At 67.9% G+C, this 25,620-nt stretch carries 20 protein-coding genes and 4 pseudogenes; 11 read left to right on the forward strand and 13 right to left on the reverse strand.

The features are described 5' to 3' along the window. Positions 1 to 26: 26 nt before the first annotated feature. Positions 27 to 2,783, reverse strand: a complete 2,757-nt coding sequence (locus K1J60_RS00195) for a non-ribosomal peptide synthetase (RefSeq protein ID WP_220644316.1) — start codon at positions 2,781 to 2,783, stop codon at positions 27 to 29. Positions 2,784 to 4,053: 1,270 nt separating this feature from the next. Between K1J60_RS00195 and K1J60_RS00200 the strand changes: the two genes are divergently transcribed. The 5 genes and pseudogenes from K1J60_RS00200 to K1J60_RS00220 all read left to right on the forward strand — a co-directional run bounded on the left by K1J60_RS00200 (position 4,054) and on the right by K1J60_RS00220 (position 6,398). After that, positions 4,054 to 4,338 (forward strand): hypothetical protein, encoded by a 285-nt coding sequence (locus tag K1J60_RS00200; protein ID WP_220644317.1) that lies wholly within the window; start codon positions 4,054 to 4,056, stop codon positions 4,336 to 4,338. Between the two features lie 31 nt (positions 4,339 to 4,369). Continuing rightward, positions 4,370 to 4,798, forward strand: a complete 429-nt coding sequence (locus tag K1J60_RS00205; RefSeq protein WP_220644318.1) for an NUDIX domain-containing protein — start codon at positions 4,370 to 4,372, stop codon at positions 4,796 to 4,798. Positions 4,799 to 4,916: 118 nt separating this feature from the next. Beyond that, on the forward strand, positions 4,917 to 5,348 hold the full coding sequence (locus K1J60_RS00210) for an MFS transporter (RefSeq protein WP_220644319.1): 432 nt from the start codon (positions 4,917 to 4,919) through the stop codon (positions 5,346 to 5,348). A 35-nt stretch (positions 5,349 to 5,383) separates the two neighbouring features. After that, positions 5,384 to 5,761: pseudogene (locus K1J60_RS00215) on the forward strand (ISL3 family transposase); the annotation flags it as partial. Between the two features lie 49 nt (positions 5,762 to 5,810). After that, on the forward strand, positions 5,811 to 6,398 hold the full coding sequence (locus K1J60_RS00220; protein ID WP_220644320.1) for an SMI1/KNR4 family protein: 588 nt from the start codon (positions 5,811 to 5,813) through the stop codon (positions 6,396 to 6,398). 79 nt (positions 6,399 to 6,477) lie between these two features. On the opposite strand, the gene K1J60_RS00225 is transcribed toward K1J60_RS00220, so the two are convergent. The 7 genes and pseudogenes from K1J60_RS00225 to K1J60_RS45485 form a co-directional block, all read right to left on the reverse strand. Further along, on the reverse strand, positions 6,478 to 6,672 hold the full coding sequence (locus K1J60_RS00225) for a hypothetical protein (RefSeq protein ID WP_220644321.1): 195 nt from the start codon (positions 6,670 to 6,672) through the stop codon (positions 6,478 to 6,480). 375 nt (positions 6,673 to 7,047) lie between these two features. After that, a complete protein-coding gene (locus K1J60_RS45470) occupies positions 7,048 to 7,542 on the reverse strand; it encodes a hypothetical protein (RefSeq protein WP_259407479.1) in 495 nt (164 codons plus the stop codon). Between the two features lie 58 nt (positions 7,543 to 7,600). Further along, positions 7,601 to 7,726, reverse strand: a complete 126-nt coding sequence (locus tag K1J60_RS45475) for a hypothetical protein (RefSeq protein WP_259407480.1) — start codon at positions 7,724 to 7,726, stop codon at positions 7,601 to 7,603. A 1,048-nt stretch (positions 7,727 to 8,774) separates the two neighbouring features. Continuing rightward, positions 8,775 to 10,220: pseudogene (locus tag K1J60_RS00240) on the reverse strand (NF041680 family putative transposase); the annotation flags it as partial. A gap of 213 nt (positions 10,221 to 10,433) precedes the next feature. Next, positions 10,434 to 11,105, reverse strand: a complete 672-nt coding sequence (locus K1J60_RS00245) for a hypothetical protein (protein WP_220644322.1) — start codon at positions 11,103 to 11,105, stop codon at positions 10,434 to 10,436. Between the two features lie 172 nt (positions 11,106 to 11,277). Beyond that, positions 11,278 to 11,436, reverse strand: coding sequence for a hypothetical protein (locus tag K1J60_RS00250; protein WP_220644323.1), 159 nt, complete (start codon positions 11,434 to 11,436; stop codon positions 11,278 to 11,280). A gap of 8 nt (positions 11,437 to 11,444) precedes the next feature. Further along, positions 11,445 to 11,813: a hypothetical protein gene (locus tag K1J60_RS45485; protein WP_259407481.1), complete on the reverse strand. Its 369-nt coding sequence runs from the start codon at positions 11,811 to 11,813 to the stop codon at positions 11,445 to 11,447. Between K1J60_RS45485 and K1J60_RS00255 the strand changes: the two genes are divergently transcribed. The 3 genes and pseudogenes from K1J60_RS00255 (at position 11,787) to K1J60_RS00270 (ending at position 15,017) form a co-directional block, all read left to right on the forward strand. Continuing rightward, positions 11,787 to 12,464 (forward strand): phosphotransferase enzyme family protein, encoded by a 678-nt coding sequence (locus K1J60_RS00255; protein WP_259407482.1) that lies wholly within the window; start codon positions 11,787 to 11,789, stop codon positions 12,462 to 12,464. The genes K1J60_RS45485 and K1J60_RS00255 overlap by 27 nt on opposite strands. A gap of 145 nt (positions 12,465 to 12,609) precedes the next feature. Next, positions 12,610 to 14,075 (forward strand): annotated as a pseudogene (locus K1J60_RS00265) (NF041680 family putative transposase). Between the two features lie 261 nt (positions 14,076 to 14,336). After that, a complete protein-coding gene (locus tag K1J60_RS00270; RefSeq protein ID WP_220644326.1) occupies positions 14,337 to 15,017 on the forward strand; it encodes an adenylate kinase in 681 nt (226 codons plus the stop codon). A gap of 147 nt (positions 15,018 to 15,164) precedes the next feature. Here the strand turns inward: K1J60_RS00270 and K1J60_RS45490 are convergent. Beyond that, positions 15,165 to 15,278, reverse strand: a pseudogene (locus K1J60_RS45490) (IS5-like element IS4811 family transposase); the annotation flags it as partial. Between the two features lie 749 nt (positions 15,279 to 16,027). Beyond that, complete coding sequence (locus K1J60_RS00275; RefSeq protein WP_259407483.1) at positions 16,028 to 16,807, reverse strand: alpha/beta fold hydrolase; 780 nt, start codon at positions 16,805 to 16,807, stop codon at positions 16,028 to 16,030. Between the two features lie 720 nt (positions 16,808 to 17,527). Here K1J60_RS00275 and K1J60_RS00280 point away from each other — a divergent pair. From K1J60_RS00280 to K1J60_RS00290, 3 genes are all read left to right on the forward strand, one after another. Then, positions 17,528 to 19,012: an RICIN domain-containing protein gene (locus K1J60_RS00280; RefSeq protein WP_220644327.1), complete on the forward strand. Its 1,485-nt coding sequence runs from the start codon at positions 17,528 to 17,530 to the stop codon at positions 19,010 to 19,012. 433 nt (positions 19,013 to 19,445) lie between these two features. Then, complete coding sequence (locus tag K1J60_RS00285) at positions 19,446 to 20,156, forward strand: hypothetical protein (RefSeq protein ID WP_259407484.1); 711 nt, start codon at positions 19,446 to 19,448, stop codon at positions 20,154 to 20,156. A 913-nt stretch (positions 20,157 to 21,069) separates the two neighbouring features. Next, the gene (locus tag K1J60_RS00290; protein ID WP_220644328.1) at positions 21,070 to 22,104 is read left to right on the forward strand and encodes an arabinan endo-1,5-alpha-L-arabinosidase; all 1,035 of its coding nucleotides are present in this window, start codon (positions 21,070 to 21,072) and stop codon (positions 22,102 to 22,104) included. Between the two features lie 508 nt (positions 22,105 to 22,612). Here the strand turns inward: K1J60_RS00290 and K1J60_RS00295 are convergent. The 3 genes from K1J60_RS00295 to K1J60_RS46810 all read right to left on the reverse strand — a co-directional run bounded on the left by K1J60_RS00295 (position 22,613) and on the right by K1J60_RS46810 (position 25,481). Further along, complete coding sequence (locus K1J60_RS00295) at positions 22,613 to 24,406, reverse strand: S8 family peptidase (protein WP_220644329.1); 1,794 nt, start codon at positions 24,404 to 24,406, stop codon at positions 22,613 to 22,615. Positions 24,407 to 24,459: 53 nt separating this feature from the next. Continuing rightward, positions 24,460 to 24,753: a hypothetical protein gene (locus tag K1J60_RS00300; protein WP_220644330.1), complete on the reverse strand. Its 294-nt coding sequence runs from the start codon at positions 24,751 to 24,753 to the stop codon at positions 24,460 to 24,462. A 347-nt stretch (positions 24,754 to 25,100) separates the two neighbouring features. Continuing rightward, a complete protein-coding gene (locus K1J60_RS46810) occupies positions 25,101 to 25,481 on the reverse strand; it encodes a M23 family metallopeptidase (RefSeq protein ID WP_220651197.1) in 381 nt (126 codons plus the stop codon). Between the last annotated feature and the right edge of the window lie 139 nt (positions 25,482 to 25,620).

Raw genomic sequence — 25,620 nt, forward strand, 5'->3', positions numbered from 1 at the left:
CCTCGGGGGTCGGGGATCGCTTCGGTTCAGGCGTCGCCGAGGGCGCGGTCGAGTTCCTTGCGCAGGATCGACTGGAAGGACGCCACGTGGGTCGGGCCCATCAGCGTGTAGTGCTCGCCGGCTACGTCGATGTAGTGGTTCTCGCCGGTGGCGTGTTCGTCCCAGCGGCGCAGCTCGTTGTTGAGCCAGTCCTCCTTGGTGCCGCGCAGCGGGATGGCGTAGAAGACGCTCATCGAGCGGACTTCGCCGGCGGGCGAGTAGCCGCGTCCGAGGTTCGTGAGGCCGTCCGCGAGTTCCGCCCACGCCTTGAACCTCTCGAAGGTGAGGTCGAGTTCCGCGAGACGGCCCTCGGGCGCATGGTCGATGAAGTACGCGAGCTGCTCGTCCTTGGACAACGGCCTCAGCCTTGCGGGCAGTTCGAGGGACTGCTTCTTGTCGATCAGCTCCAGGAAGAACGCCAGGTTGGCGGCCGTCTCGACGAAGTCCAGCTCGTTCATGCGGTACTTGATGTGCGGCGGCAGGTTGAAGCTGCCGACGAAGTCGACGCGCTCGCCCTGCGCTTCGAGCACCTTGGCTATCTCGAAGGCGACCGCGCCGCCGTACGAGTACCCCGCGACGGCGTACGGGCCGTGCGGCTGGCGGGAGCGGATGGCTCTGACGTACGTGTCGACCATCTCGGCGAAGCTCTCGAAGGGCCTCTCGCCGGGGTTGAAGCCGCGGGCACGCAGTGCGTAGAACGGCCGTTCGCCCACGAAGTACTTGGCGAGGTTGACGAAGACGAGGACCTCGCCGACGCCCGGATGGACGCAGAACAGCGGGGTCTTGTCGCCGGTGACCTGCATCGGCACGATCGGGTCGTACTCCCCCTCGCCGTCCGCGGCCCCGTCGAGGTGAGCGGCCAGGGCACGCACGGTGGGGGCCCGCAGCACGGTGATGATCTGCAGGCCGTCCGCGCCGAGGCGCTGGGCGACCAGGGAACGCAGACGCAGGATGTCGAGTGAGGTGCCGCCCAGGTCGAAGAAGTTGGCGGTGACACTCATCCGGTCGGGGTCGGTGTCGAACATCTCGGCGTAGATGTCGGCGAGGACTTTCTCCGTGTCGCCCCTGGGCGCGGTATAGCCGCCGAGCCGACGCAGAAGCAGGTCGTCGACGACACCCTTCACTTCGTCGTACACCCCTGCCTCCAGCCGCTTGCGCATCAGCGCGCGCTGGATCTTGCCGAGGCTCGTCTTGGGGAAGGCGTCCTTCGGGAGCGGCAGGATGAGTGCGGGCCGGAACCCCCAGTGCATGACGACGCTGCTGCGCACCGCGCTCAGCAGCCGGTACAGGGCGAGCTCGTCGTCGTCGGCGCACTCCGGATGGAAGGCGACCACGAGTTGCTCGGTGTCGCTGCCGGGGGCGCGGGTCGGGAAGGCGGCGACAAACGAGGGAGCCACGTCGTCGAGGCCTTCGAGGAGGGTCTCGATGTCGTGGCTGAAGTAGTTGACGCCATTGACGATGACGCTGTCCTTGGTGCGCCCCACGAGGGTGAGCCGACCGTCGTCGATCCTGCCGAGGTCCCCGCTGCGAAACCAGCCGTCGGGGGTGAAGGCGTCCTGTGTGGCCTGCTCGTTGTTGTAGTAACCAGCCGTGACCATCGGGCCGTTGAGCTGGAGCTCGCCCACGCTGCCCGCAGGCAGTTCGCGGTGCGTCTCGTCGGCGATGCGGATGCGCAGCCCCTCGACGGGCCGTCCGAGGTTGGCGAACTCCTGGCCCTGGTCGGCGGCCGGGAAATCGACGGAGTAGATGCTGCCGGCGCAGGTCTCCGACATGCCGAACGCGGGCCACAGGGCGTCAGCACGCAGCCCGTACGGGGCGAAGCGGCTGAGGAAGGTCTCGCCGGTGGTGCGGACGACGGCCTCACCGCCACTGATGACGTGCCGGAGCCGCGACAGATCGATCTCGTCGCCGTTCTCCTCGTCGAGCCGGTCCGCCTGCGGATTGATCAGCCCCAGCAGGAAGTTGGGGGTGAAGGTCATGGTGACGCCGAAGCCGGAGATGATCCGCAGGAAGTTCAGCGGCTCCTGGAGCACTACGGACGCTTCGACGTGCAGTTGGGTGCTGCCCGCGTACAGCGGCAGCAGGTGGCATTCGAGCAGGGCGGCCACATGGTCGAAGGAGACCCAGTTGAGGCTGATGTCCTGCGGAGTCAGCCCGTGGTAGCCGTTCTTGGCGGCCATGGAGGCGAGCAGGTTGGCGTGGCTGAGCATCACGGCCTTGGAACTGCCGGTGGAGCCGGACGTCAGCACGAGGACGGCGTCGTCCTTGGGATCGGCCTCGTGGAAGGAGTCCGCGAGGTGCTCGGCGCGCAGATCCTCCAACGGGGCGACGGACAGGCCCTTGGCACGCGGGAGTTCGGCGGCGAGCGTGGCACTGGTGACGATCAGCGGATGGCCGAGGAGGGTGTCGACGTGCGTCAGCTGGGCCGCCCAACGCTCAGGGTCCCCGCCCAGGGCCGCCATGGGACAGGGCACGAACCCGCCGAGCTGGCAGGCCCAGAACGCGGCAAGGAACTCCCGCGGTTTCTCCAGGAGCAGGACGACCTTGTCCCTTGGCGCGAGGCCGCGTTCCCGAAGGCCGGTGAGGACCGAGCGGGCCTCGTCGAGGAGGCCGGAGTAGCTCTGTAAGGGGGCGTCCCGGTCGTCCGCGCCCCGCGGGTAGCGCAACCCGGACTCCGTGTGGTCCCGGGCGGCGTCGCACAACAGGTCCACGATGGTCCGCGTCCTCGTCACTGCTGTGGTCATGCGGGATGCCTTCTTCCTCTTCGTCGGCCGTCATGCCCGGGATCACCGGAACGGCGTGCCGAACGGCGTACGGAAAGTCGTTCAGATGTGCTGGTGAGTCACACTCGACCGCGCACGGAAAGAGCGGCGGTGACAGAGGCCGGGAAAGCAGGGAGGCGGCGCGGCGTGCGCGGCCCTCGCCTGAGAGCTAATAAGCGGAAGGGTCAGATCCGATTTTCGCCGGCTGATTAGGCAAGCACCTGTTCATCGTCCCCCGTCGACCAGGCCAGTCCCCGGAGCCACGACATCGGGGCTCCGAATACGCGCCAAGAATAAGAACCGACGGTCCGGCTTGTCAAAGAGTCAAAGAGGAAGCCGAAAGTGCCGGAAAAAGGGAAAAAAAGCCCGCCAAACCTCACTGGACGTGGGGGAGAACACACTGGCCCGGACGGAGTTCTGCGGAAAATCAACAAAGGAGTCCCATTTCGACCTGCGCGTCATCGCTCCAGGAAACTTGCCCGTCACATTGCAACTTCCGGATGCGGCGCAATATTCGGTGCCGCTTTTCCTGACGGAGAGCGTAAGCAATCGAGACATGTACCGGAGGAGGCGGCGCGGCAGCCGGATCCTTCCCTTCCGAGCGTCTGCGACCGATCCTCCGGGCTGCGACGGCTGCATCTGCACCGCACCGCACCGCACCGCACCGCACCGCACCCGCGAGGAGATCGGCTCCAGACCACCGGCTCGACCCGGTCGACCCCCTTCCAGGAGTTCCCTATTTCGATCGACTCAGTTTTGGGAGCATTTTCACTGGCCAGTGCGTATATACAGGGCGCCGCAAACCACAGGAACGAAATTCAAACCGCGTCCAGCTCGGCCGCTTCGACGGTCGCGTCCCGCGTCGTGGCGTAGGAGATCAAGCGTGACGCATTCCGGCCGCGGGCGGACCGGCCCGCGGGGGGCTGCAAAGGAAGGCCGCCCCGGACAGCGCGACGGTCGTCCCTGACGTCTTTACGCCCCTGTCCGGAGCCGCCGGGGCCACAGGCCGTCCGGTCCGGTCCCCACGTTTCGTGGGGGCTTCCAGATGTCCGGAATCTGCGAGCCCGCTCATGGAGGGCGCCGAACCCCTCCAGCACACCCCCGCCCAGGCCCGGCGGCGGCTTCAGAAAGTCGTAGAACGCAACACCCCAACGATCCGACACTTCTCTCCCAGAAGATCCATGAGCAAGACGGACGACAACTCGGGAAAGCCTAGAGAAAGGAACGCAACTGGCTGCTCGACGCCAGCCCCGTGGTCCTCGTGGTCGGTGCGGTGGATCTGGAGCGGGCCCGCCCTCATGCCGCGGTTGCCGACCTCGTCACCCTCGCCTGCGGCTCCTGGGTCGGCCGTCCCGACCTTCAGCACGCGTTCTTCGAGGGGTACGCCGTCCGCTCACCGCCGAAGAGCAGTGGTCGCTGCGCTGCCTGTCTGTGCTGGATGCGGCGAGCGCCGTCTCGTGGGGGCCCCAACGGCGACGATGAGATCGTCGCCTGCGGGCGGGCCACGCTGGCCCGCCTGGAGGTGCAGGCCGCGTGAGCGAGCAGCAGCATTTGAGTCCGGCGAACGCATGGTCCTGCTCCCGCCTGACGACGGGCGGATCCTGGCTGTGCGGCACAACGACACGTCCGAGACCTGTCCGGACCAGGTCACCGTGATCGGCAGAAAGCTGGAGAGCAGTGAGCCCTCGACGAGCGCGGCGCGCGAGCCGTACGAGGAGACCGCCGTCCGCGTCGCCGCCCAGGACCTGGAGATCTGCCAGACGGTCCACTACCTCGGTCCCGACGGGGCGCGGGTGATCGGTGTGGTGTTCACCGCGCAGCAGTGGCATGGAGAGCCGTGCGACGCCGAACTGGACAAGCACAAGGCCATGTTATGGATCGATCCCGGCAACCCGCCTACGGACTGCCACCCCTACACCCGGGAGGTCTTGGCGAACTTCATGGCGGGGCGGCTGTACCGGAACCCCACCGTGACGGCGAGCGGAGGTGGGGCATGACGGCCTCTCCTGATCCCGCCCCGCGCCCGGCTGTTGTCTCCGCTCCCCCGCAGGTCGCCCCCAGGCTCTGTGGCACCACCGCCCGTACCCGTTCTACGTGGCAGGCGAGGCGACAAGCGTGGCCGGATCTCCGGTGAGCAGCGTGGCCGTGCCCTATCTGGCCGTGGTTGAGCTGAACGCCTCCACCGCTCAGGTGCCCGCGCTGGCGTTCCTGTCGCAACTGCCCAGCCTGCTGGTCGCCTTGCACGCCGGGGCGCTGGCCGACCGGCATCCCAAACGCCCACTCATGATCGGCGGTGACCTGGTGTGCGTGATCGTCCTGCTCACTCTGCCGCTCGCCGCGTTCGACTGGCTCACCTTCCAGCAGCTGGTGGCGGTCGCCTTCGTCCAGGCCACCGCCACGTCGTGCACGATGCCGCCGCCATCGCCCACCTCCCCGCCCTGCTGGACCGGTCGCTGCTCCAGCAGGGCAACTCCCGCATCGGGAGACTGTTTTCCCTTTCCGCCACGGCCGGCAGCGGCCTCGGCGCGGTGCTGCTCTCCGTCCTGAGGGCGGCCCGCGCACTCCTCGCGGACGCTCTCACCGTCGCCGGATGGATCCTCCGCCGTCCGGACACCCTCACCGAGACAGAACAACTCCAGCTCAAGGCAGTCCGGGCGCACTGCTCAGAACTCGACGCCCTCACCCGGCACGTGCGCTCTATCGCGACCATGCTCACCGAGCGCCAGGGCGAGCACCCACCCGACTGGCTCGACGCCGTCCGGCAGAACGACCTGCCCAGCCTCCACACCCTCGCCGCAGGCATCGACCGAGACCGCGACGCCGTCATCGCCGGCCTCACTCTGCCCTGGAGCTCAGGCGTCGTGGAAGGGCACGTCAACCGGATCAAGATGCTCAAGCGCCAGGTGTTCGGCCGGGCCGGCTTCCAGCTGCTGAGGAAGCGAGTCCTGCTCGCAGGATGAGATCTGGCGCTGTGCGATAGATTGCGAGCGACACGAGAGAAGAGCTCGCATGGACTCCCGCATCCCGCGGTTGCGACGCAAGCTGGCACGCATCCCCTACGCCCCCAACCGAAGCCACTCCTTTGGGGAGGAGCGGCACGAATTTCGTCTCGGCCCCCGCCTCACCAAAGGTCAGGCAGACGCCTTTCAAGCCGAGCATGACGTGGAACTCCCGCAGCCCTATCGAGACTTCCTCACCAACGTGGGCGGCAGTGGTGCGTCTCCGTACTACGGACTGATCCCGTTGAAGGACTGCACGCTCGTCACGATGAACTCCAGAGACGCCAGCACGGGCTCAAGAGGATTCAGCCGGGCCTATCGCCCCACCCGCCGTGGTGACCTGTTCCTACACGTCATCGAACGCGGCTGCAGTGATCTCGTCCTCATAGGCATAACCGGCCCTCTCACCGGGCGCATGCTCATCGGCAACGCAGACGGCTTCTGGGGACCGAACGTCTCCTCAGCCCCGGATTTTCTCGCCTGGTATGAACGATGGCTCGACCACATGGCTGCCGGACAGGACAACCTGGCTCTTGAGCTCACCTCACCTCAGCTCCGAGCGCATCCGATTCGGCAGCGGCTCACTCGCTCGCCATGACCACTCCACAGAACCTGAGCCAGAACCGGTTGGAGTGAACGAAGCCAGCCACAGGTGCGTCGCGCCGGATCGCCTGCTTTCAGGCCTGGTCATCGGGCTTTTGGGCGCTGTCGTTGAGCGACTCCTCGCGGGAGGCCACAGTTCGTTCGAACAGGTACATTCCGACGATCTTCCCTTTGATCGCCACGCGTTGTCCCGACGACAGCCACTTGTCGCGTGACTCCTCGCCAAGCTGTACATAGAGGTATTGCGCGGTACGCAGTTTCCAGCCCACACTCTTCGATGCGCGAGAGCAGGTCACTGCGCGGCGAGAGAGGCACATCGGGCTGATCCAGCTTCATCCTGACCGTTGATGGCATGCCGAGGTCCTGTCCGGTGTTTCCATACGGGTTCAGGTTTCCTGAGCTGCGCTGATCGATCCCAGTCTCGAACCAGCCGTCACCGCGTTCGAACGCCAGGCGAGCCTGTTCCAAGATGGGGTCCTGGAATCGTTCCACGTACTCGCTCCACCGTTCGACAGCTGCGGTCTCCCGGGCCTCTGCCTGAGCTGCAAGCTCTTCCTGCCTGCTCTGCCACCGCTCTTGGAACCCCACCAGTGCCCCCTCACGTCAGCCTGCCACCGGGTGCGGTGGCCTATACAGCTCGCTGCCTACACCAGCCGACTCGAATGGGGCAAGGCAATGATTTCTGCTCCTTCGAGCAAGGTCGCATGGTCACGCGCTCGCTCCGCGATGGCGTCGGCCAGGAGCGCGGTGATGTCGGCATCATGGGGGGCGGCGTAGCTCTCGTAGTCGCTGACGTCGAACGGGATGTCCCTGGCGGTGACAGTCAAGCCGGGGAGGACGGTGGCCGCGCGGCCTTGCAGCTCGCTGTTGAGTCGGTCGGCGTCGCGGCCAGCGAGCCAGGTCCGGGTGTACGGACCGAGGCGGAGCAGGGTGTAGCCGGTGCCATCGCTGCGGCAGGCTTCGACGATGACGCCGTAGTGGGCCGGGGCCATGCCGACGTCCGTGGGGAGGTCCAGGCCCGCTGCGGCGTGGGTGAGCATCGCGTAGGCCGGCTGCCGGACACCGAGGATCGCGTCCGTCTGGCAGCGCAGCCAGCCCTTGCTGGTGTAGCCGAGCTCGTGGCCGTGGAGGTAGGCCACTGCGTGCGGGGTGTCGGGGTGAACCAGCGCAATGGCGATCGGCTCGGGTCCGTGGCAGTCACCGGGGCGAGTGTGCGCGCTCGATGAACGGGCCGACCCTCACGGCGACGTTCTGGGCGAGTCCGGGCGTCCACGCCTCCGGCTCGCGCAGCGCGGCGAGCATCGCGCGGAACGCGTCGACCACGGCCTGGTCTACTGGTGAAGAGGCAGTGTTCCGCCCCTGCGCAATTCCTCAGTGCTCGCCGCACCTCGGAGAAGCGCGACAGCAACCGCGCTGTTGGGCACTGGTCTCCCGCGACGGTGGTCTCCTGACCGACGTCGTATCTTGGGCAGGAGATCGGTTGGGTGTTCGGGGTATTTGTGCGGATCGCAGATCACGCTGCCTGAGATCGGGGTTTCCCGGTCAAGTACCTGCTGGTCCGTGTAGGACGAGGAGGACGAGGAAAAGTACTGGGGTCGGTGCGCGAGCGTCGAGTGCATGTTTGCGGACAAGGTGCCGCCGAAGCGCGAGGTATTGACACTGCGAGGATGCACTCCCACAGGTTCCTTGCGCGATGCCCTGTCGCCAGCCGCAGAGTCGACTGGGCTGCTGAGCGATGTGTGTGTCGAGGTATGGGACGAGCAGCAGCCGCTCCTGGTGAGCGGGTCGCGCTTCGCGGCGGCGAGCCTCCGGTGCAGCGCGAGGGCGTGGACGGTCCAGCCGGTCAACTGAACGGCTGCGGTGGTCAGTAGGAGTGCGCGCTGCCCGAACCGGGCCTGCACATGCAGGACGGAACCCATAATGGGGATCTCCCTCTCGTCTCGTACGGGTTGGGTAGGCCCGGGGCAGGCGGCTAGGTTGGACGCCGGTGCGCCTGTCCCGGGGCGGATCTACAGCGCGAAGTCGCTGTCGTCGCCGACGCGGACCCAGCTGTAGGAAGAAGTTGCTCTTGCCGGTCTTGGTGGCGATCTTCTCCAGCAAACCCTTGCCCGGGACGCGGCGATCAGCGGCGTAGTGGGTTGTGAAGGACACCGCGAGCGCGGCCGCGGCGGCGGCGGCCGGATGGACCCGGATGCCGAGCGCGCGGGCACCGGCCCCGGCCATAATCGCCTGCGTGGCCGTATAGGTCAGGCAGTGGTGAAGGCACGCCATACGCCCATCGGCCCTGCCGTGGGTCGTCTTCTCCTGCGTGTCCGGGTCCTCGAAGGTGACCGGGTGGTCGTCGGGGGCGCCCTTCACACGGGCGCAGAAGCGGTCTGACCTGGTCGCGTTCGGTGATGGTCTCGGGCCGCTTCGCCGCTTTGCCCACGGCGTAGCGAGTGGCGGTGTGTCGGGTCTTCGAGCCGGGAGGTCGGCCGGGGCCGGGCCGGTTGGGTTTCGGTGCACGGGCCCGGCAGGGCAAGGCAAGTTCGGGCGGAGGTTCCTGAACCCGCGGCGGACCCGGGCGGGGGTGAGTCGGCCGGGCTCGGCCGGCTTCTCCCAGGGGCGGCGGAGGTCGGCGGCCAGCGGGCGGGCGATGCGGAGTTGACTGTGGGCGGCGATGACCAGCCAGGTCCATCGGTCCGCCGCCTCGGGTGTGCGGAGCTCCGGGCGGGTCCAGCCCAGCGTCTGCTTGATCATCCGGAAGGTGTGTGCAAGATCGAATCCGCGGAGGAACGCCTGCCGGCGCAGGTCGACGTCCACGCCCGACAGGCCGGTGGCCGACGTCCACAGCCAGACGGGGAGTGGATCGTGGCCGCCGGGCAGGCGGTCGACCTCCAGGCGGATCAACGTGCCTTCGATGACGGGGAGTTCGCCGGTGTGGTCGATCCATGCCGAGCGGGTGGTCAGACGGGGATGGATGCGGTCCCAGGCCATCGCGCGAGCAGTGCCGTATCGGTCGGTGACCTGCACGGTTGCGGTATCCGGATCGCCCCAGGTCTCCGATGTGGCGAAGCGGAACTCCCTGCTGTGCTTCGGCGGGCGCCCGCCCTGCGGCGGTGAGATCCACGGCACCGGGACGGGCTTGCGCATCACGCGGTCCGTGCGCATCCGCCCGAGGACCTCCACCGGCAGTCCTTCCAGCAGACAGGCCATGCGCGGGGCGTCGTAGCCGGCGTCGAAGACGACCAGGATGTCGCGGTCGCCCGGCTGCCACCGCCCCATGTCGATCAGGTCCTAGACCACCCGGCGGACCTGGGCCGCGGTGGCCTCGGCGACATCGTCGGCCGGCCCCAGCCGCAGCGCGTCCAGGATCTGGCACCACGAGGTCCGGCCCGACTCCAGCGCGACGACGAACGAGTAGGGCCAGCCGGGCACGAACTGGTCCGACGAGCGTCCGCTGCGGCCGTAGACGTGGCAGAACAAGCGGTCTGGGCTGGTCGGCGCGTCGGGGCGGAGCCAGTGGGTGACGTCGACGGCCAGGACTAGGCGCCCGTCGGCGGCCTCGGGCTGCGGCAGCCCGGCCAGCACCTGCCGCAACCGGAGCACATCCACGTTCCCGCAGTTGAGCGCGTCGTACATCGCGCCGTGCCCGCGTCGGTGCTCGGCCGTCAGGGTGAGGTCACCGTGGTGGTCACCGGCCCGTCGGTGCACAGCAGGGCGTCAGTCAGCTCGAACAGCGTGTCCCCGCGCGCGGTCAGGCAGTCGAAGAAGTCGTCCCGGAATGTGACGCCACCGCGAACGCTTCCCACCGGACATCGTGATGCAGCAGACTCATTCCCCCCACGGCCTTCGTGCTGGTCAAGTGCCTCTTTGGTCGGAGCACAGGATCAGACGGAGGCCGTGTTCACGTCCCAGGAATCCCCGTACGAGCGATCACGTTCGGGGAATCGTTCGAGGTCAGACCATAAGGAACAAGTTGAGGCGCAGACGGAACGAGGGCCCGGGCTCACTGGCGGGGCCCTCGCACGCGTATGTGTCCTGGGTGCCGTTACGCGTAGAACGGCCCCGGCGTACTCCAGGTCGTGTTGCCGAAGACGTTCGCGTCGTCGATGGTGACGCTGACGTTCGTGACCTTGAGGCCGTACTGGGTGGGTGTCGTGCCGTCGGGGCAATTCACCTGCACGGGCGCGAAGTTGACGTAGAAATGCGGCCCGTACTCGCCGGAGTAGTTCCGGTGCGCGTAGAGGATGTAGTTGCTGTCGGGCTCGTAGTACGTCGCCGACAGGGGCTGCTGCTGGGTACGGACCACGAAACTGGTGCTGTGGTCGAACGTGCCGTCCGCGCGCAGACAGCCGAACGTGCGGGCCGTGTCGGCGTACGCCTGGAAGTAGCCGCCGGTGCTGCTCAGGCCCGCGGTGTAGCCGGGCTGGTTGCGTACGTTGTGCAGTTTGACGCTCAGCTTGAAGCCGCCGCAGCCTGCCGTCGGGTCGTAGTCGTGGTAGATGAGCTGGCACTTGCGGTCGCCGAAGTAGGCGGTGGGATCCGGGTTGTAGGGCTGGGGCACCACGGCGCCGTAGAACTTGACGGTCGCGGAGATACCGCCGTCGGTGGCCGCCGGGATCTCGACCGTGGTGGTGGCGTGGGCGGTTCCTGTACCGACCAGGACGAGTAGGGCCCCCGCCAGTAACACAGTGGACAGCCGCCCCAGCGCTCTGCGCATGCTCCGCATGTGTGACTTCCCCCCTGTGCACGTGGTGCACGCTCACATGAACAGTGACCTGGGCACGCTATCCCCCCCTCCGCTCCCACAACCGGGAAACGTCCCAGCCCTCACAACCGGAACGGATGGCCAAGGCCGGTGAGGATGTCGTCCCTGGGTCCCGAGTCGCCGGTCAGGCCGGTGCCCGGCTGGAGCAGGCCTGCGCGAGCGTGTTCAGCCGGTTGTAGCTGGTGTTGAGATTGCCCGAGTAGCCGTACGACTCCTGGTCCGTGTCCGGTTCCGGATCCGCGTACGCCAGGTCCGGCCACAGCGCCCCGGCAGCGGGCGCCATCGAGGACCTCAACCGGCCCCCGGTGGCGCCCAGTTCGGCGAGCCGGCCGCCTCCTCCCGCATCGGCGCGAAGAACAAGTGCAGCTCATGCGCGGTGATCAGCCGCTTGAACCGCGCGTACGCGGTCCGCTCGATCGAGGTCAGACCATAGAGAAGAAGCTGAGCTTGTTCTCTAACCTCCGTCCCTACTCTGACGTTCCCTCTTAATGGGGTGATCACGACGAGCTGATCCGACACACTGGTTCGATGCGGCACGATGATGAAGAGCCTTTGTCCGGTGGCAACGTCAGTGATGGCGTCGTTCGCGTCGGGGACACCGTTCGCCGTCCGACCGGACCATGGACTCCCGCTGTGCATGCCCTGCTTGCCCACCTGCACGAGGTGGGATTCTGCGCGGCGCCTCGTCCGCTCGGCATTGACGATCAGGGGCGTGAGGTCCTGACCTTCATGCCGGGAGATGTGGTCTGGCCCGACCGGTTCTCGCTGATGGAACCGGCTCGACAACTGGCTCGCGTGGCACGGCTGATCCGGGACTTCCACGACGCCGTGCAGGACTTCACGGCGCCCTCCGATGCGCGGTGGCAGACGCTGATCCCCGCTGAGGGCACTGACATCATCGCCCATAACGACCTGGCCCCCTGGAACCTCGTGGTCGCAGACGAGGCGCGGTGGGCCTTCATCGACTGGGACGCTGCAGGTCCCGGCTCGCGCCTGTGGGATGTCGCATACGCCATTCACGGGTTCATCCCGCTGTCCGCGCATCCGGACTGGCAGAGCCCGGACGCGGCGGACCGACTGCGAGTCTTCGCCGACGCCTACGGTCTGGCTGAGTCCGAACGCCGTCGGTTGGTGCCTCTGCTGGGGCGCCGTACGCGTTCCATGCACGACTTCCTGCGCGACCAGGCAGCCCAAGGAGCCCAGCCCTGGGCAAGGCTGTGGGCTGAAGGCCACGGCGACGCTTGGCGAAACGACGCCGAATACATCGAGCAACGCGAAGACCAGTGGATGCAGGCCCTGCTCGCTAGCTGAGGCATCAGCGCCCGTGCCTGGCTCCTTAAATCGAACAACATCTCGAACTGGATCACTCACCTGGGCATTCGCCGGACATTGAAGGGGCCTTCGCCTGATCGTGTGCTCCGACCAAGGTGCACCGATCGAGACGAAGGCCGTGAGGGTGAGTCTGCTGCCTGCCACCGGTCCCGGGGAGGCGTTCGCGCAAGCGTCACGCTTCCGGGAGGACTTATTCGACTGTCTGACCGCGCGCGGGGACGAACTGTTCGACCTCGTGGGCGCGTTGTTGTGCGCGGACGGTCCGGTGACCTCGCCGGTGGACCTGACGCTGGTGGCCGAGCACCGGCGCGGGCACGGCGCTGTATGAGGCGTTGAACTGCGGGAGTGTGGACGTGCCCCGGCTGCGGCAGGTGCTGGCCGGTCTGCCGCAGCCGCGGGCCGCCGACAGGCGCCTGGTCCTGGCGGTCGACGTCAGCAGTTGGCTCCGCCCCGACGCGCCGACCAGCGCGGACCGCCTGTTCTGCCACGTCTACGGTCGCAGCGGACGCTCCTCGGACCAGTTCATCCGCGGCTGGCCGTACTCCTTCGTCGCCGCCCTCGAATCGGGCCGCACATCCTGGTGCCAGCTCCTGGACGCCGTGCGTCTCGGCCCCGGGGACGACGTCGCCGAGGTCACTGCCGCCCAGCTCCGCCGGGTGGCCGAGGACCTGATCGAGATGGGCCGCTGGCACTTGGGCGACCGCGACATCCTCATCGTCTTCGACGCCGGCTACGACGCCCCGCGGATGGCCCACCTCCTGACCGGCCTCCCGGTCGAGGTACTAGGGGGTGCACTCCGACCGCGTCATGCGACGGCCGACGCCCTCGCTCAACGAGTACGCCCTGGCCTATCCCCAGGGCGGGCGACCGCCGAAGCACGGCAAGGAGTTCCGCTTCGCCAGGCCGGAGACCTGGGGCGAGCCGGACGCGGCAACCGTTCAGGTCACCGACCGGTACGGCACCGCCCGGTACGGCACCGCCCGCGCGATGGCCTGGGACCGCATCCACCCCCGCCTGACCACCCGCTCCGCATGGATCGACCACACCGGCGAACTCCCCATCATCGAAGGCACGCTGATCCGCCTCCAGGTCGACCACCTGCCCGGCGGAGGCGATCCCCTCCCACTCTGGCTCTGGTCGTCCGCCACCGGCCTGAACAGCGAGGACGCCGACGTGCGCTGGCAGGCGTTCCTGAGGAGGTTCGACATCGAGCATCTCTTCAGGCTGATGAAACAGACCCTCGGGTGGACCCGTCCGAAGCTGCGCACCCCCGAAGCCGGCGAGTGCCGGACCTGGCTGATCATCGCCGCGCACACCCAGATCCGGCTTCTGCGCGGCGCGGCCGCCGACCTGCGGCGGCCGTGGGAGAAGCCTGCCGAGCCCGGCCGGCTCACCCCGGCCCGCGTCCGCCGGGGGTTTCGGAACCTCCGGCCGCACCTGTCCTGCCCCGCCCGTGCACCGAAACCCTCAACACCCGGCCCGGGAAGGCCACCTGGCTCGAAGAACCGGCGGCCCGCCACCCGCTACGACGTGGGCAAGACCGTGAAGCGACCCGAGAGCATCACCGAACGAAACCGACTCAGACCATAAAGAACAAGCTGAGCATGTGTTTCTGAACCCTGATCGGCCACCAGAACGGTACCCATCGCTTTCGGCCTGGACCTGGCTCTGTCACGAACGATCAGGGAACGAGACCGGAGGAGCATCAACCTCAACGCGGCGATCTCCCATGGTGTGGTTATCCCCACCGCCAGGGGGTGGCCCACCGGATGGGCAATGACATCAGTGCGCGGCGATCGTGTGTCACAGAGACGGCTTGATGGCCACGCATGACGAAGGGACACTTCATCGATGCGCATCCTCCTGATCGGGCCGCCCGGAGCTGGCAAGGGCACGCAGGCAGTGCGCCTTGCCGCGCATCTGTCGATCCAGCACATCTCCACCGGTGACCTGTTCCGCGAGCACATCGAGCGGGGCACCGAGTTCGGGCACAACGCCCACACGCACATACGCGCCGGCCTTCTGGCACCGGACGAGGTCACCATCGGGGTGGTCAAAGAGCGCCTTGCCCGCCCGGACACCGGGCGCGGATTCCTGCTGGACGGCTTCCCTCGCAATCTTGCCCAAGCGGAGGCGCTGGACGGCATCCTGGCCGACTCGAAGTCGAGACTGGACGCCGTGCTAGACCTGGAGATTCCCGAGGCCCAGGTGGTCAGGCGGATCGCTGGGCGACGGCTGTGCCGTCAGAACCGCGAACACATCTTTCACATCCACTACAGCCCGCCTGAAGTGGCAGGAGCCTGCGACGTCTGCGGCGGTGAGCTGTACCAGCGCGATGACGACCGCGAGACAACCGTTCGTAGGCGACTGGAGGTCTATCGCAGTGAAACGGCGCCGGTCGTCGACCACTACCAAGCTCAGGGCCTGGTGACCACGATCTCGGCCCTCGGCCAGGTCCAGGAGGTCCTGGACCGCGCGCTGGTCGCGATCGGCCACGGTCAGGTCGATGCCTCCGGCGCGTCAAGCTGCTGACCCCTCCGCTGGGAAGGTGCGGGGCTGCCGCCCCTGACTGCCGCGGCCGAGGACTTGTAAGCTCCGCTCGCCCGCTGGCTCCCTTCGACACCCCGACTTTCGGACGACGCGGCTGACCGAACCCCCTGCGATGCAGCCCGGTCAGCCGTCGGCTGGCGCCGGATTTCTCGGCCAGCTGGGGGTGGCCCCTTTCCGTGCGAGGCGCCTGGTCATGAGAGTGACGGCTACCCAGGTGATCAGGGTTTCGGAGTGCTGGATGAGCCCTGAACGCGACGTCCGGTCAGCGCAGCAGGCTCGTCGCGGCCGTCGCCGCGACCGACTCGTCGCGGGTGAACTCCTCCGCCACCCGGGACCTTGCCCTCCGCCGACACTTTGGACGCGACCTGCGGACGCTGAGGCATTGTGCGTCGTTGATCGCTGCGTGAGTGAACTGGTCGGGGACGCACAGAAGTTGTCGCCTGCGGCGCACAAGGCGGCTTCGTCTGCGGGTGGTGGCGGCGCTGGTGACCTGCCGGACTCGCGGAGATGTCGCGGCGGTGTGCCAGGGGTTCACGCCGGTCGTCCGCCGCACGGGCAACCGGTCCACGGTCAGTGCGTGTCCGCGATCAGCGCCAACGGCCGCATGCACTTCATGAGTCTTCACCGAGACCTTTGACACCAAGGTCATGGGCCGCCTTCCTGGACCGGCTCGTCGGCCACTGCGACCACAAGGTCCTACCTCCTCCCGTCCGGCCACTCCGCGCACCGCCCCCGCAAGGTCCACGCCCTGGCTGGTCGATCACCCGGGCTGCATCGAGCCGCACTCTCTGCCGTCGTACTCGCCGGAGGCCGAACCCCGACGACTTGGTCAACGCCCACCTCGAACGGAACCTTCCGATGCACAGCCGGGCCCGGGACCAGGCCCACATCGCCGGTCAGCAACACGCACACTCTTGGCTGCTTCGCCCTCGCTTGGCCATTCCCCCCTCTCAACCCGACACCATGCCTATCTGGGTCGAGCCTGTTTCGAGTCAGCTCGAGCGCTCGACGCGCGTGAGCCACTCGGTGAGGAGGGCGCGCAGAAGTTCCGGTTGCTCGTGGGGTAGGGCGTGCCCCGCGTCGTCAACCACGGAGAGCGAGGCGTGCGGGTAGTGGTCGATGAGGTCGGTAGCGGCGGCATACCCGACCGTGGAGTCCAGCCGCCCCGCCACGACCACTGTCGGACCCGCGTATGCCGGTGTGCGATCGGGGGTGAGCTCCCATCGTTCGCCGATTCGCTCGAGCGCTGTCTGGTCGACCAGCGCGGCGGCCGGGGTGACGTAACGTTCGTATCGTTCGAGCATCGCCGGGGTTTGGATCACGAAGTAGCTCCGGAAGACGTCATCACCGATCTCGCCCGATCCGGCGACGACGCGGTGCGCTGGGACGTCACGCAGCCCTGGCAAGAACGGACAGATGAGCGCCAGACCGGCGACCTTCGCCGGGCGCCTCGCGGCCATTGCCTGCGCGTAGTACGCGCCCGCCGAGTGACCGATGAGGAGGTACGCAGCCCCGCCGATGACCTCGTCGGCGAAGTCGAGCAGCGTATCGAGGACGTCGTCGGCGCTGCGCAGCGTGTCGGGAGCGATTGTCCGGCCCATTCCAGGGAGGTCGGGATAAATCCGCCGCAGCCCCGCAACGCCTTCGAAAACCAGCTCGAAGCAAGCCTCAGCCTCGCGGTGGTCGACGCCGGCGCCGTGGAGTACCAGCACGGGGCGACCGGACCCGTGCTCCACGTAGTGGACCACCACCTGGCCCACGGGAATCTCCATCCCCGCATGCTAATCCCGCATGGGGCGTCCTGAGAGAGTCATTGTCAATATCTGCGGGTCGGGGAGAGGTTGAAAATGCCGAGAGTGTCCCGCTCCGGAAGCGGTGCAGGCCCTATCCGTTGGCTCCAGCCGTTGGCTCCAGCCGATGGGCAGGGCTGCCGAAGAACATGGTGGCTGGCCACGTGCTCGTGGGCGGGTCTCGCCGGTCGCGCCGTGGAGGCGCTGGTCGTTGAACCAACCGGCCCGTCCGCACACCCGACCGAGGCGTCAATGCCCGGTCTCCAACGGGTGTGCGGTGAACGCGAAAGTCGTGTATTGACCGGCCGAATCCGCATGGTGAACAAGTCCCGGTCGCGCATGGTCCAACGACCCTTCTGACTGCGAGAGCCGATCCCTTTCTCTTTCGTCCTGGCATCCCTTGTTGGGCATCTGGCCTGTATGACAGGGTGGTTCACGTTAGAACAATCCGTATCCGGCCTACCGGCTCACACGGGTCGTGGCGTCGCCCGCTCCCCCACAAGGCGGTCGCGCGGCATCGCCCGGGCGGTCACCACCTCAACACCTCCCTCTCCGCACGGCCACACCAGGTCCGCGCTGCTGCTGTTCCCGCGTCGGCCCGGGATGAGGCTGCCCAGCGCGCCTGGGAGAAGGAAAGCCCCTGTGTCTTTCGCTCACCCGTTTCCCGCAAGCCCGGCTCCCGACCCCGAGACCGCTCCAGGGATGTCCGACGACGCCCTCGTCGCCGCGCTGAGGATGTCCCGGACCATCGAGGGCACAACGCCAGTCGCGGCGTTGATCGCGCGACACGGGCCATCAGTCTCCGAATATGCGGAGATCTGCGCCTCCGGTTCATCCGCCATTGCGCGAGCGCTCGCCGCTGCGGCATTCCGCCATGTGGTGCAGGGCCTCCAAAGAGCCGGGTCCACCGATGCCCTGCGCCCTCGCCTGCTCGTCGCCGTGCGGGACACCGCGCGAGCGCGCGCACAGACCGGCACCGTTTCGGGGCTGTCGTACGACCAGGCCGGGGCCGCCGACAGCAGCAGGCCCCCACCACATTCGGTCGCCGAGAATCGGCACCTGAGCCAGGTCGCTTTTCTGCGGCTCCCGAGGACCACGCAGTACGTTCTGTGGCATCTGGACGTGGAAGCCGAATCATCGGCCGTTCCCGCAGCCTTGCTCGGAATCGAAGGAGACATACCGCCCTTCGAGTTGGACCGGGCCCGGGAGCAATGGCGTTCGGCGCTCCTGCGCACGCATGTCGAGTATGCAGCGGGAAGAGAGTGCCGGGACTACAGCCGCCTCCTCGACGCACCCTCACACGGCGCCGGTTCCACGCTGCCCGAGGTGCAACTGCATCTGGATCAGTGCTCCTTCTGTCAGGACACCGCCGAACAGCTCAGGCTCTGCGCCACGAAACCGGGCGTACTGCTGGGGGAAGCGCTGCTCGGTGAGAGCGCTCACCCCTATCTGGCCGCGTGCCGGGCACGCCCTTCGCGCACAGCGCCCGTTGGCGCGACCGCCGGGGGAGACCACGCCCGGCCCTCGAACACCCCACAGACGCCCCAGAAGCCGGCAAGGAGGCGAAGGCCTGGCTCCACCCGCAAGGGCACGAAGATCTTCGTCGCCGGGATCGCCGCCGGTTCGGCCGCTGTCGCGGCAGCACTCGTCGTGGCAGGCACTTCGTCCGACACCACCGCACCGGCTCCGGCGACACAGCGGCCTACGCCCACGCCGTCACCCTCCTCCCCCACGACCTCGACCGCCCTCCCTGTCCCCCCGGGTAGCGGCCGACTGCGCAATGCTGCCGCAGACCTGTGCATGGACGTCCGGGGAGGGCAGCCCGAGCGTGGCGCGGAGGCCACCCTGTCCGCCTGCTCAGCCGCCAGCACGCAGCGGTGGACCTACGTTGAGGACGGGCTCCTGCGCAACCTCGCCGAACCGGATCTGTGCCTGGACGCCGGCGGGGACGACGAAGTGCTGGATCTGGAGTACTGCGACTCCTCGGGCGACGTCTCGTTCGGGCTCCGCTTCGAGCTGAGCCCCGAAGGAGAACTCCTCACACGCGACGAGAGAAACCTCGTGATCGCCCCCGCCTCGCCCGAGACCGGCACCGTTCTGGTACCAAGTCCCCGCAACGCAGAGGCGGAACAGAAATGGCTGGTCGAGCCGGTCGCGGGAGCATCCACACCCCGGTCCGCGACTTGAGACCTCGCCGGTACCGAACACGGCCTCACAGCGTCCCCGGCAGACGCGGACACCATGACGCGTCGGCTCTTGGGACCGGCCCGGACGGACCAGCGCATCCAGCCGCTCCTGCTCCCGCAGCACCTGGAACAGCACCTGAAACAGCACCGGCGTGACGAGAGCCGGCGAGAGCACCCACTGGGAGTGGGCCGGGCGTCGCGGACGTGCCGACGGGCCCGCGAGGCCGCCGCCGGGCAGGGAAGAACAGGGTCGAGGTGTTGTCTCGGATCACGCGGGGCGAAGGACTTCGACGGTGCCTACCCCCAGGACATCCTCGCGGAGATGCGGACGGCTAACGACGCGGGGGTGAACAGTGCCGGGACCACCGATGAAGAGGCGGCGGTCGAGGGCCTGTCACGTGCTGGACGCGTGGTGCGTGCAGTAGCTTCATGGCGTGTCCACGCCCCCGCCGCAGCGGTCTCCCGCGACCCAGCCGTACCTCCTGCCGCTCCCCCCGCAGAAGAAGAGCCGGGTCGGTGTCGTCCTGGGGGTCGTAGGCGGGGTCATGGCCCTGTTGTTCGTCGCCTGGGCCGCGGTCATGGTCAGCATGGTCAGCGAGGTCGGCACCGACGGGGACTTTCCCGAGGCGCGGTACCGGTTGACCCTGCCCAAGACCCTGCTCGGCGGTGACTACAAGCTGGAGCAGGACTTCTCCGACTCCCCGCAGGACAGTTTTGAGCGGCACGCCGAGAGCGCGCTGGGCGGCCTTGACGTCCAGGCGGCCGTCGCGATCTACACGCCCTCGGACCGTGGTGGGCAACTGAACGTCAGCGGTGTATACGGCCGGTTCAAGAACGTCGACGACGCCCGGGACACCATGCTGAAGGACGCCGCCGACCCGGACGGCGTGTCGATCACCCGGGCGCCCAGGGACTTCCGCCCCTCCGGCTCGGACGTCACGGTCACCTGCCAGGTGGTCACCAATGAAGACCTGAACGTGCGGGTCATCATGCCGATGTGCGCCTGGAATGACGGCAACACCGGCGCTCTGATCGGCGAGATCGATCCCGCGGTCTCCTTCGAGGACGCCAGTGACGTGGACCTGGCAAGCCTCGCCGAGCGTACCCTCCGGATCCGGACCGAGCTTCGGCAGCCGATCAGCTGACGTAGGCCGGCCGTGGCGAGGGCCGGCCCTGGCGAGGGAGGAAGCCGAGCGGAGTTCCCGCCGCGGATCCCGGCCGCGCCGGAAGCGGTTCATCGTGTCGGCCTGCTGAGCGTCAGCTCGACGGGTCGGCTCGACGCTCCAGCCGAGTAGCGCACGATCAGGAGTCCGACGTTCTCGCGGACTCGCTCTGTGTCGATGGCAACAGCATCGGGCGCAGGCAGCCGCGGTGACGGTAGACGCACTTTTCGGCGGCTTCGTCCAGGCTGGCCCGGAGATGCCAACGACCGCATCCCGCAGGGCCGGCGGGGCACCACGAGTGGCGCTGTCGACGACGAGGGGAGCCCGGTCGCGGCAATGATCTCGATGCCGGGCCGCTCGGCGCCGGCCGGGCCGCGAACGTGTCCGCCACGGCCGGGCAAGCGCCATCGACAAGCACGGTTCCGCGGATACGGCGCTTGGGCTGGGTGCACTCGTCCACGCCGACGACGCAGGGCATAACGGCGGGTGGGTCCGGGAGAGAAGTGATCAGTCTCAGCAGGGTGTGACGACTGACCGGCGTTCCGGAGGCATCCGCCATGCATCGTGTCGGTCACCTTGACCAACTCCACGAACACGTGCTCCACCGAGGAGAACAGCGGCCTGGCAAACGTCGGCCCGCCCACCTGCTGCCGGAGCACAGACTGCCACCGGCTTGGCCCGACCCGCTTCGAGCCTCGGCGGCGGTCGGCCATGTTCAGTAGCCCGTACACCGGACAGGGTAGGCAGGGGCAGGATTTGGGGGGCGAAAGTTGCGAAGACTTTCGGGTGTCTGCGCAGGTCATTGACGTGCAAGGTGTTCGGTTCTACGGTCCCGGCCGACGACGCGACGGCTGTTCGACGTGACGAACAGCACCCCCCACCTAGGAGCGTCCGCATGAGCCGCAGCCCCCGTACCTCTCAGACCGCCCGTACCTCCCAGACCCTCCGCACGTCCCGCCCGTTTCCATCCGCCCGCAGGACCGGGCTCGTGGCCGTCACGGCCGCGATACTCCTCGCCCTGGCCCCCACCACCGCCTCCGCCTACCCCAACCCCGGCACGGTCACGGGAGCCACCGCCGTCCACGACCCGACGATGATCCGCACATCTGCCGGGCGTTACCTCCTCTACGCCACCGGAGGCGGTCTGTCCTACCGCACCTCCACCGACCGGATCGCCTTCGGCGCGGGTGGCGACGCCTTCCCCTCCAGGCCGCTTTGGTGGTCGCGGTACGGAGCGACCGAAGCCTGGGCGCCGGACATCTCGCGCCAGGGTGACACATATCTGATGTACTACTCCGTCTCGACCTTCGGGTCGAACGAGTCGGCCATCGGGCTGGCCGTTTCGGCGACCGGCCTCCCCGGCTCCTGGGCGGACCACGGCATCGTCTACTCCTCCGCCGCCTCCAACGACTACAACGCCATCGACCCCAACCTCTTCGTCGACGACAACGGCACCTGGTGGCTGTCCTTCGGGAGCTGGTGGACGGGCCTGAAGATGATCCAGGTCGATCCCGCCACCGGAAAGCAACTCGTCGGCAACACCACCCGGTACTCTCTCGCCTCCCGCCCCAGCGGCACCAAGGCAGTCGAAGCACCCTTCGTCGTCAAACGGGGCGGTTTCTACTACCTCTTCGCCTCCTACGACACCTGCTGCGCCGGCACCGGCTCCACCTACAAGGTCAAGGTCGGGCGTGCCACCAGCGTGACCGGGCCGTACCACGACAGGAACGGAGTCGCGCTCATGAACAACGGCGGGACACCGGTGCTGGAGTCCCATGGCCGGTACATCGGCCCCGGCGGCCAGTCGATCATGAAGGACGCCGACGGCGATCTGATCGTCTACCACTACTACGACGGCAACGACGACGGCAGGCCCAAACTCGGCATCAATCTCCTGGACTGGAGCAGCGGATGGCCCGTCGCCCACTGACCCGGGGATTGCCACTGCCATGAGCACCCCACACACGAAGCCATGGGCCGGCCCCGTCCCCCCGAGCTGTGCAGGCGTGGGCGCAGCCCGTCGCCGCTACTGCCACATGGCAGCTCGGCACTCCTGATGAACCGTCTCCACGGCAGATCCAAGGCGGGGTCGCACAGGCGTACGGCCACAGCGGAGCCAGTCGTCGTGGCGTCGGCGACGACAGTCCTTCGGGGAGACACTGCTGGAATGCGCGAGCCTTCATGTCGGTGCGTGTCCCCTGCGTCTGACGGATGGTGACAGCGCGTTGTTCCGGACCAGAATGATCATCGAGCTTCCGCTCAGGCGCTGTGCCCCAGCGAAGACCAGGCGGCCACGGTCTCATGGCCTTCGAGAGGGACAGCCGGTCGCGCTGCCTTCGGCGCCGAAGGCAGCGCGAGCACACGGCACCGCCCGACCCGCGCCCCTGGCCTCGGGATGTGTACGACGTCGGCCAGGAGGCGCAGGGGTTGTCCACCGGTCAGGGGATGGCGTCAACCGCCGCTGCCGCGTCCACCTTGCCCGCACCCCAGTCGTCGCCGGGTGCCCCACCGGTGAAGGGGTCCAGCCGGGCCGAGTTGGTCAGGAGCAGGACGAGGTCGTCCTGGGTCAGCTTGGGGCTCGACTGCAGCATGAGGGCACACACCCCGGTGAGATGCGGTGCGGCCATGCTCGTGCCGGACATGGGCTGGTACTGACTCGATCCCGCGGCGCCCACCAGTGCCGAGGTGATGGCCTGGCCCGGCGCGGCGAGCGTCGGTGCGTGGCGACCGTCGCGGGTGGGGCCCCGGCTGGAGAAGGTGGAAAGGTTCCCCTGTCCCGCGCCTTTGGTGATGTAGGAGGCGGCGGTGACGACCTTCCGACTCGTCCCGGGTACGGAGATGGTGGTCTCGTCGTTTCGGTGTGCGCCGATGAACTGGGGAACGGTCCGCCCTCTCTCCATCCAGGCGTGCCAGCGGCCGCTGTCGGCAACGGTCTGGCCGATGAGCGTGAGGCTCCAGGTGCCGGGCCGGATCGCTGTCTGGCTTCCCGGGCTCAGCTGAACGTAGATCCGGTTGTCGCCGTTCTGGGAGTGGTGCACGACAGAGTCGACGAAGGCCTTGTTGCCCCCGGAGAGATCCAGCTCCGCACTGGTGGTGCCGGGTTCGATCTCGACGCTCGCCGTGCCGTTGGGGGGAGTGATCCGCAGGGAGAGACGGTCGGCGCCGGAGTACCAGATGTCCAGCGTATCCGGCGTGTCGTCACCGACGGGCACCAGGAATTGGACGACGTCGCTGCCCCCCTCCGTCACCTGGCCCGTCGCGTGTACGCCGGCGTTCGCCGCGTTGCCCGCGGACTTCACCAGGGCGCGCCCCGGGGCGTTGAGCAGGTTGTCGATGCCGCGCTCCAGCAGGCTGGAGCCGTCGTGCGGTCCCAGATTGTCGCCCTGGCTGATGTTGACGACCGCCGGCCGTCCGAGGGTCTCGGCTACCTTGAAGACGTAACCGACGGCCTCGAGCGTACTCATGGAATCGCCCAGGGCTTCTGTCGTCACCCGGTTGGCCACGACGACCAGATCCGCCTCGGGGGCGACGCCGACAAAGGTGAACTCCGGTTTGCCGTTCCCGGCCGACGACCCGTCACCGGCGGCGATGCCGGCCACATGGGTGCCATGGCCGAGGCTGTCGTCCATGTGCCGCACCGTGCTCGTCGGGCCCGGAGCGGTCAATGCGTCGTCGATCGCGGAACGTTGGTATTCCACTCCGTGGCCGAACGGCGCCGGTGAGGATTCCCCCGCTCCGGGAGTGAGGTTCTGGTCCCAGATGCGCAGGATGCGCGTCTTCCCGGTCGGGTCCCGGAAGCAGGCGTGGCGCCAGTCGATGCCGCTGTCGACCACGCCCACGATCACACCGGCGCCACGCAGTCCGGGCGGTCCGGTGTGCACCTTGTCGGCATTGGTCTCGGGCACGGCGGCGTCCAGCTCCGTCAGGGTAGGGCGGGACGCCTCGACGTAGCTGACGGCTTCCGACTCGTCGAGCTCCGTGAGTCGGTCGATGCCGATCTCGCCGCCAACCACGTCGCCGGCCCTGATGTGAACCGTCAGCCCCGTGTGCTGCGACAGCTCTCCCAGGTCGTCGGCGCCGTGCCCCTCCGCCATTCGCACCAGTACACGCACACGAGGTGTCCTCACCCCTTCCGTCGTGAGCGCGAAACGGCCGGTGGATTCCAGGCCCACCAGCTCCGCCGGGCCTTCCTCGGCACGGGACTGCAGGAACTTCAGCCGTGAGTCGAGCATGATTGGTCTTCTCTCTGGCGAAAATCGCCAGCCCTTCCTCGGAGGACAGGCGATCACGGTTTCTGTGGCCGGGTGCCCGTCTCGGGGTGGAGTGGTTCAGACAGCTCCACGTAGTCGACGCAGTCGACCTCCGTCAAGCGTCCGAGATCGCCGGGGGCGACCGTAGCGGTCAGGACATCGCCCGCGGCCATACCGACGCGTGCGCCGGCATCGGCGATCTGCCGTCGCTGTTCTTCATCGGGTTCGCCTTTCACCCGGATGAGCACCTGGAAGGGAGTGGGGCCGACTGCCTCACGGGCATCCGACAGCGCACGCCGTGCGGCGGAGCCAAGCTTGTGAGAGCGCATATTCCCCACCTGATCCGGTGAGCGGCGCGGTCCGTACGAACTCGATTAATCCTCGTGTCGGCGACCATTCGCGCCGCATTGCCTCTGATACCACCGTAGGCATCGCAGGCGGCACATGCCATTCCGTCCCGGACCGCTTGGGCAGCCCCCGTCGCGAACGGTGTGGGTGCGAGATGGGTGCGAGATGGTCCTGCCCGACGACAAGCTCGCAAGCAAGCGCTCTTGTCCCTTCCTCACAGCGGCAGAAAATGACCAGTCAAGTGCCGGATCTCCACTCGGTTGAGGCTTCACCGAATCCCTGGCGGCCGTCCGCCTGTATCCGGCCTCCCCCGGTCGGCGCATTCCGCTCACAGGCACCCGGGTCTCAGATGAGAGTGGAGTGCACGGGCGTCAGCCATCCCTTCTACCCCTAACGCCGGGATGCCCCGCGTGGGTACGCGGCTTCTGCAGATCGGCACAGGCCCGCATCGATCGACGGATGCCCGGCCTACGTCTGCAAAGTAACCCGGGCCGACGGGCGAGGACCGGCTTGTCTGCCGCCTGCCAGTCGGGGGTACGTCGGATCCGAAGCCGCCACCAGCCGGGCGCTTTTCGAGGTGGAGATGAGGGCCGATGGCATTGCCGGTGGAGCCGACTTCTCCGATCTTCTGCCCGGCTTCCACGGAGCCCCCGTTCACCGTTCGCTCGGAGAGGTGGCAGTATCGGACGTCGGTCCGCAGGACACCCAGAGAGCCCCGCTTGTCGGGCGACGGCCGGCCGCGTCTGCCGTTCCTGCTCCTGCTCCTGCTCCTGCTGCAGGCGCGCCGCCCGTTCCTCCAGGGCCGCGAGGTAACCGCCCTTGGTCCGCACGTTCACACCCAGGACGGC

The organism is Streptomyces akebiae (assembly GCF_019599145.1).
GTDB lineage: Bacteria > Actinomycetota > Actinomycetes > Streptomycetales > Streptomycetaceae > Streptomyces > Streptomyces akebiae.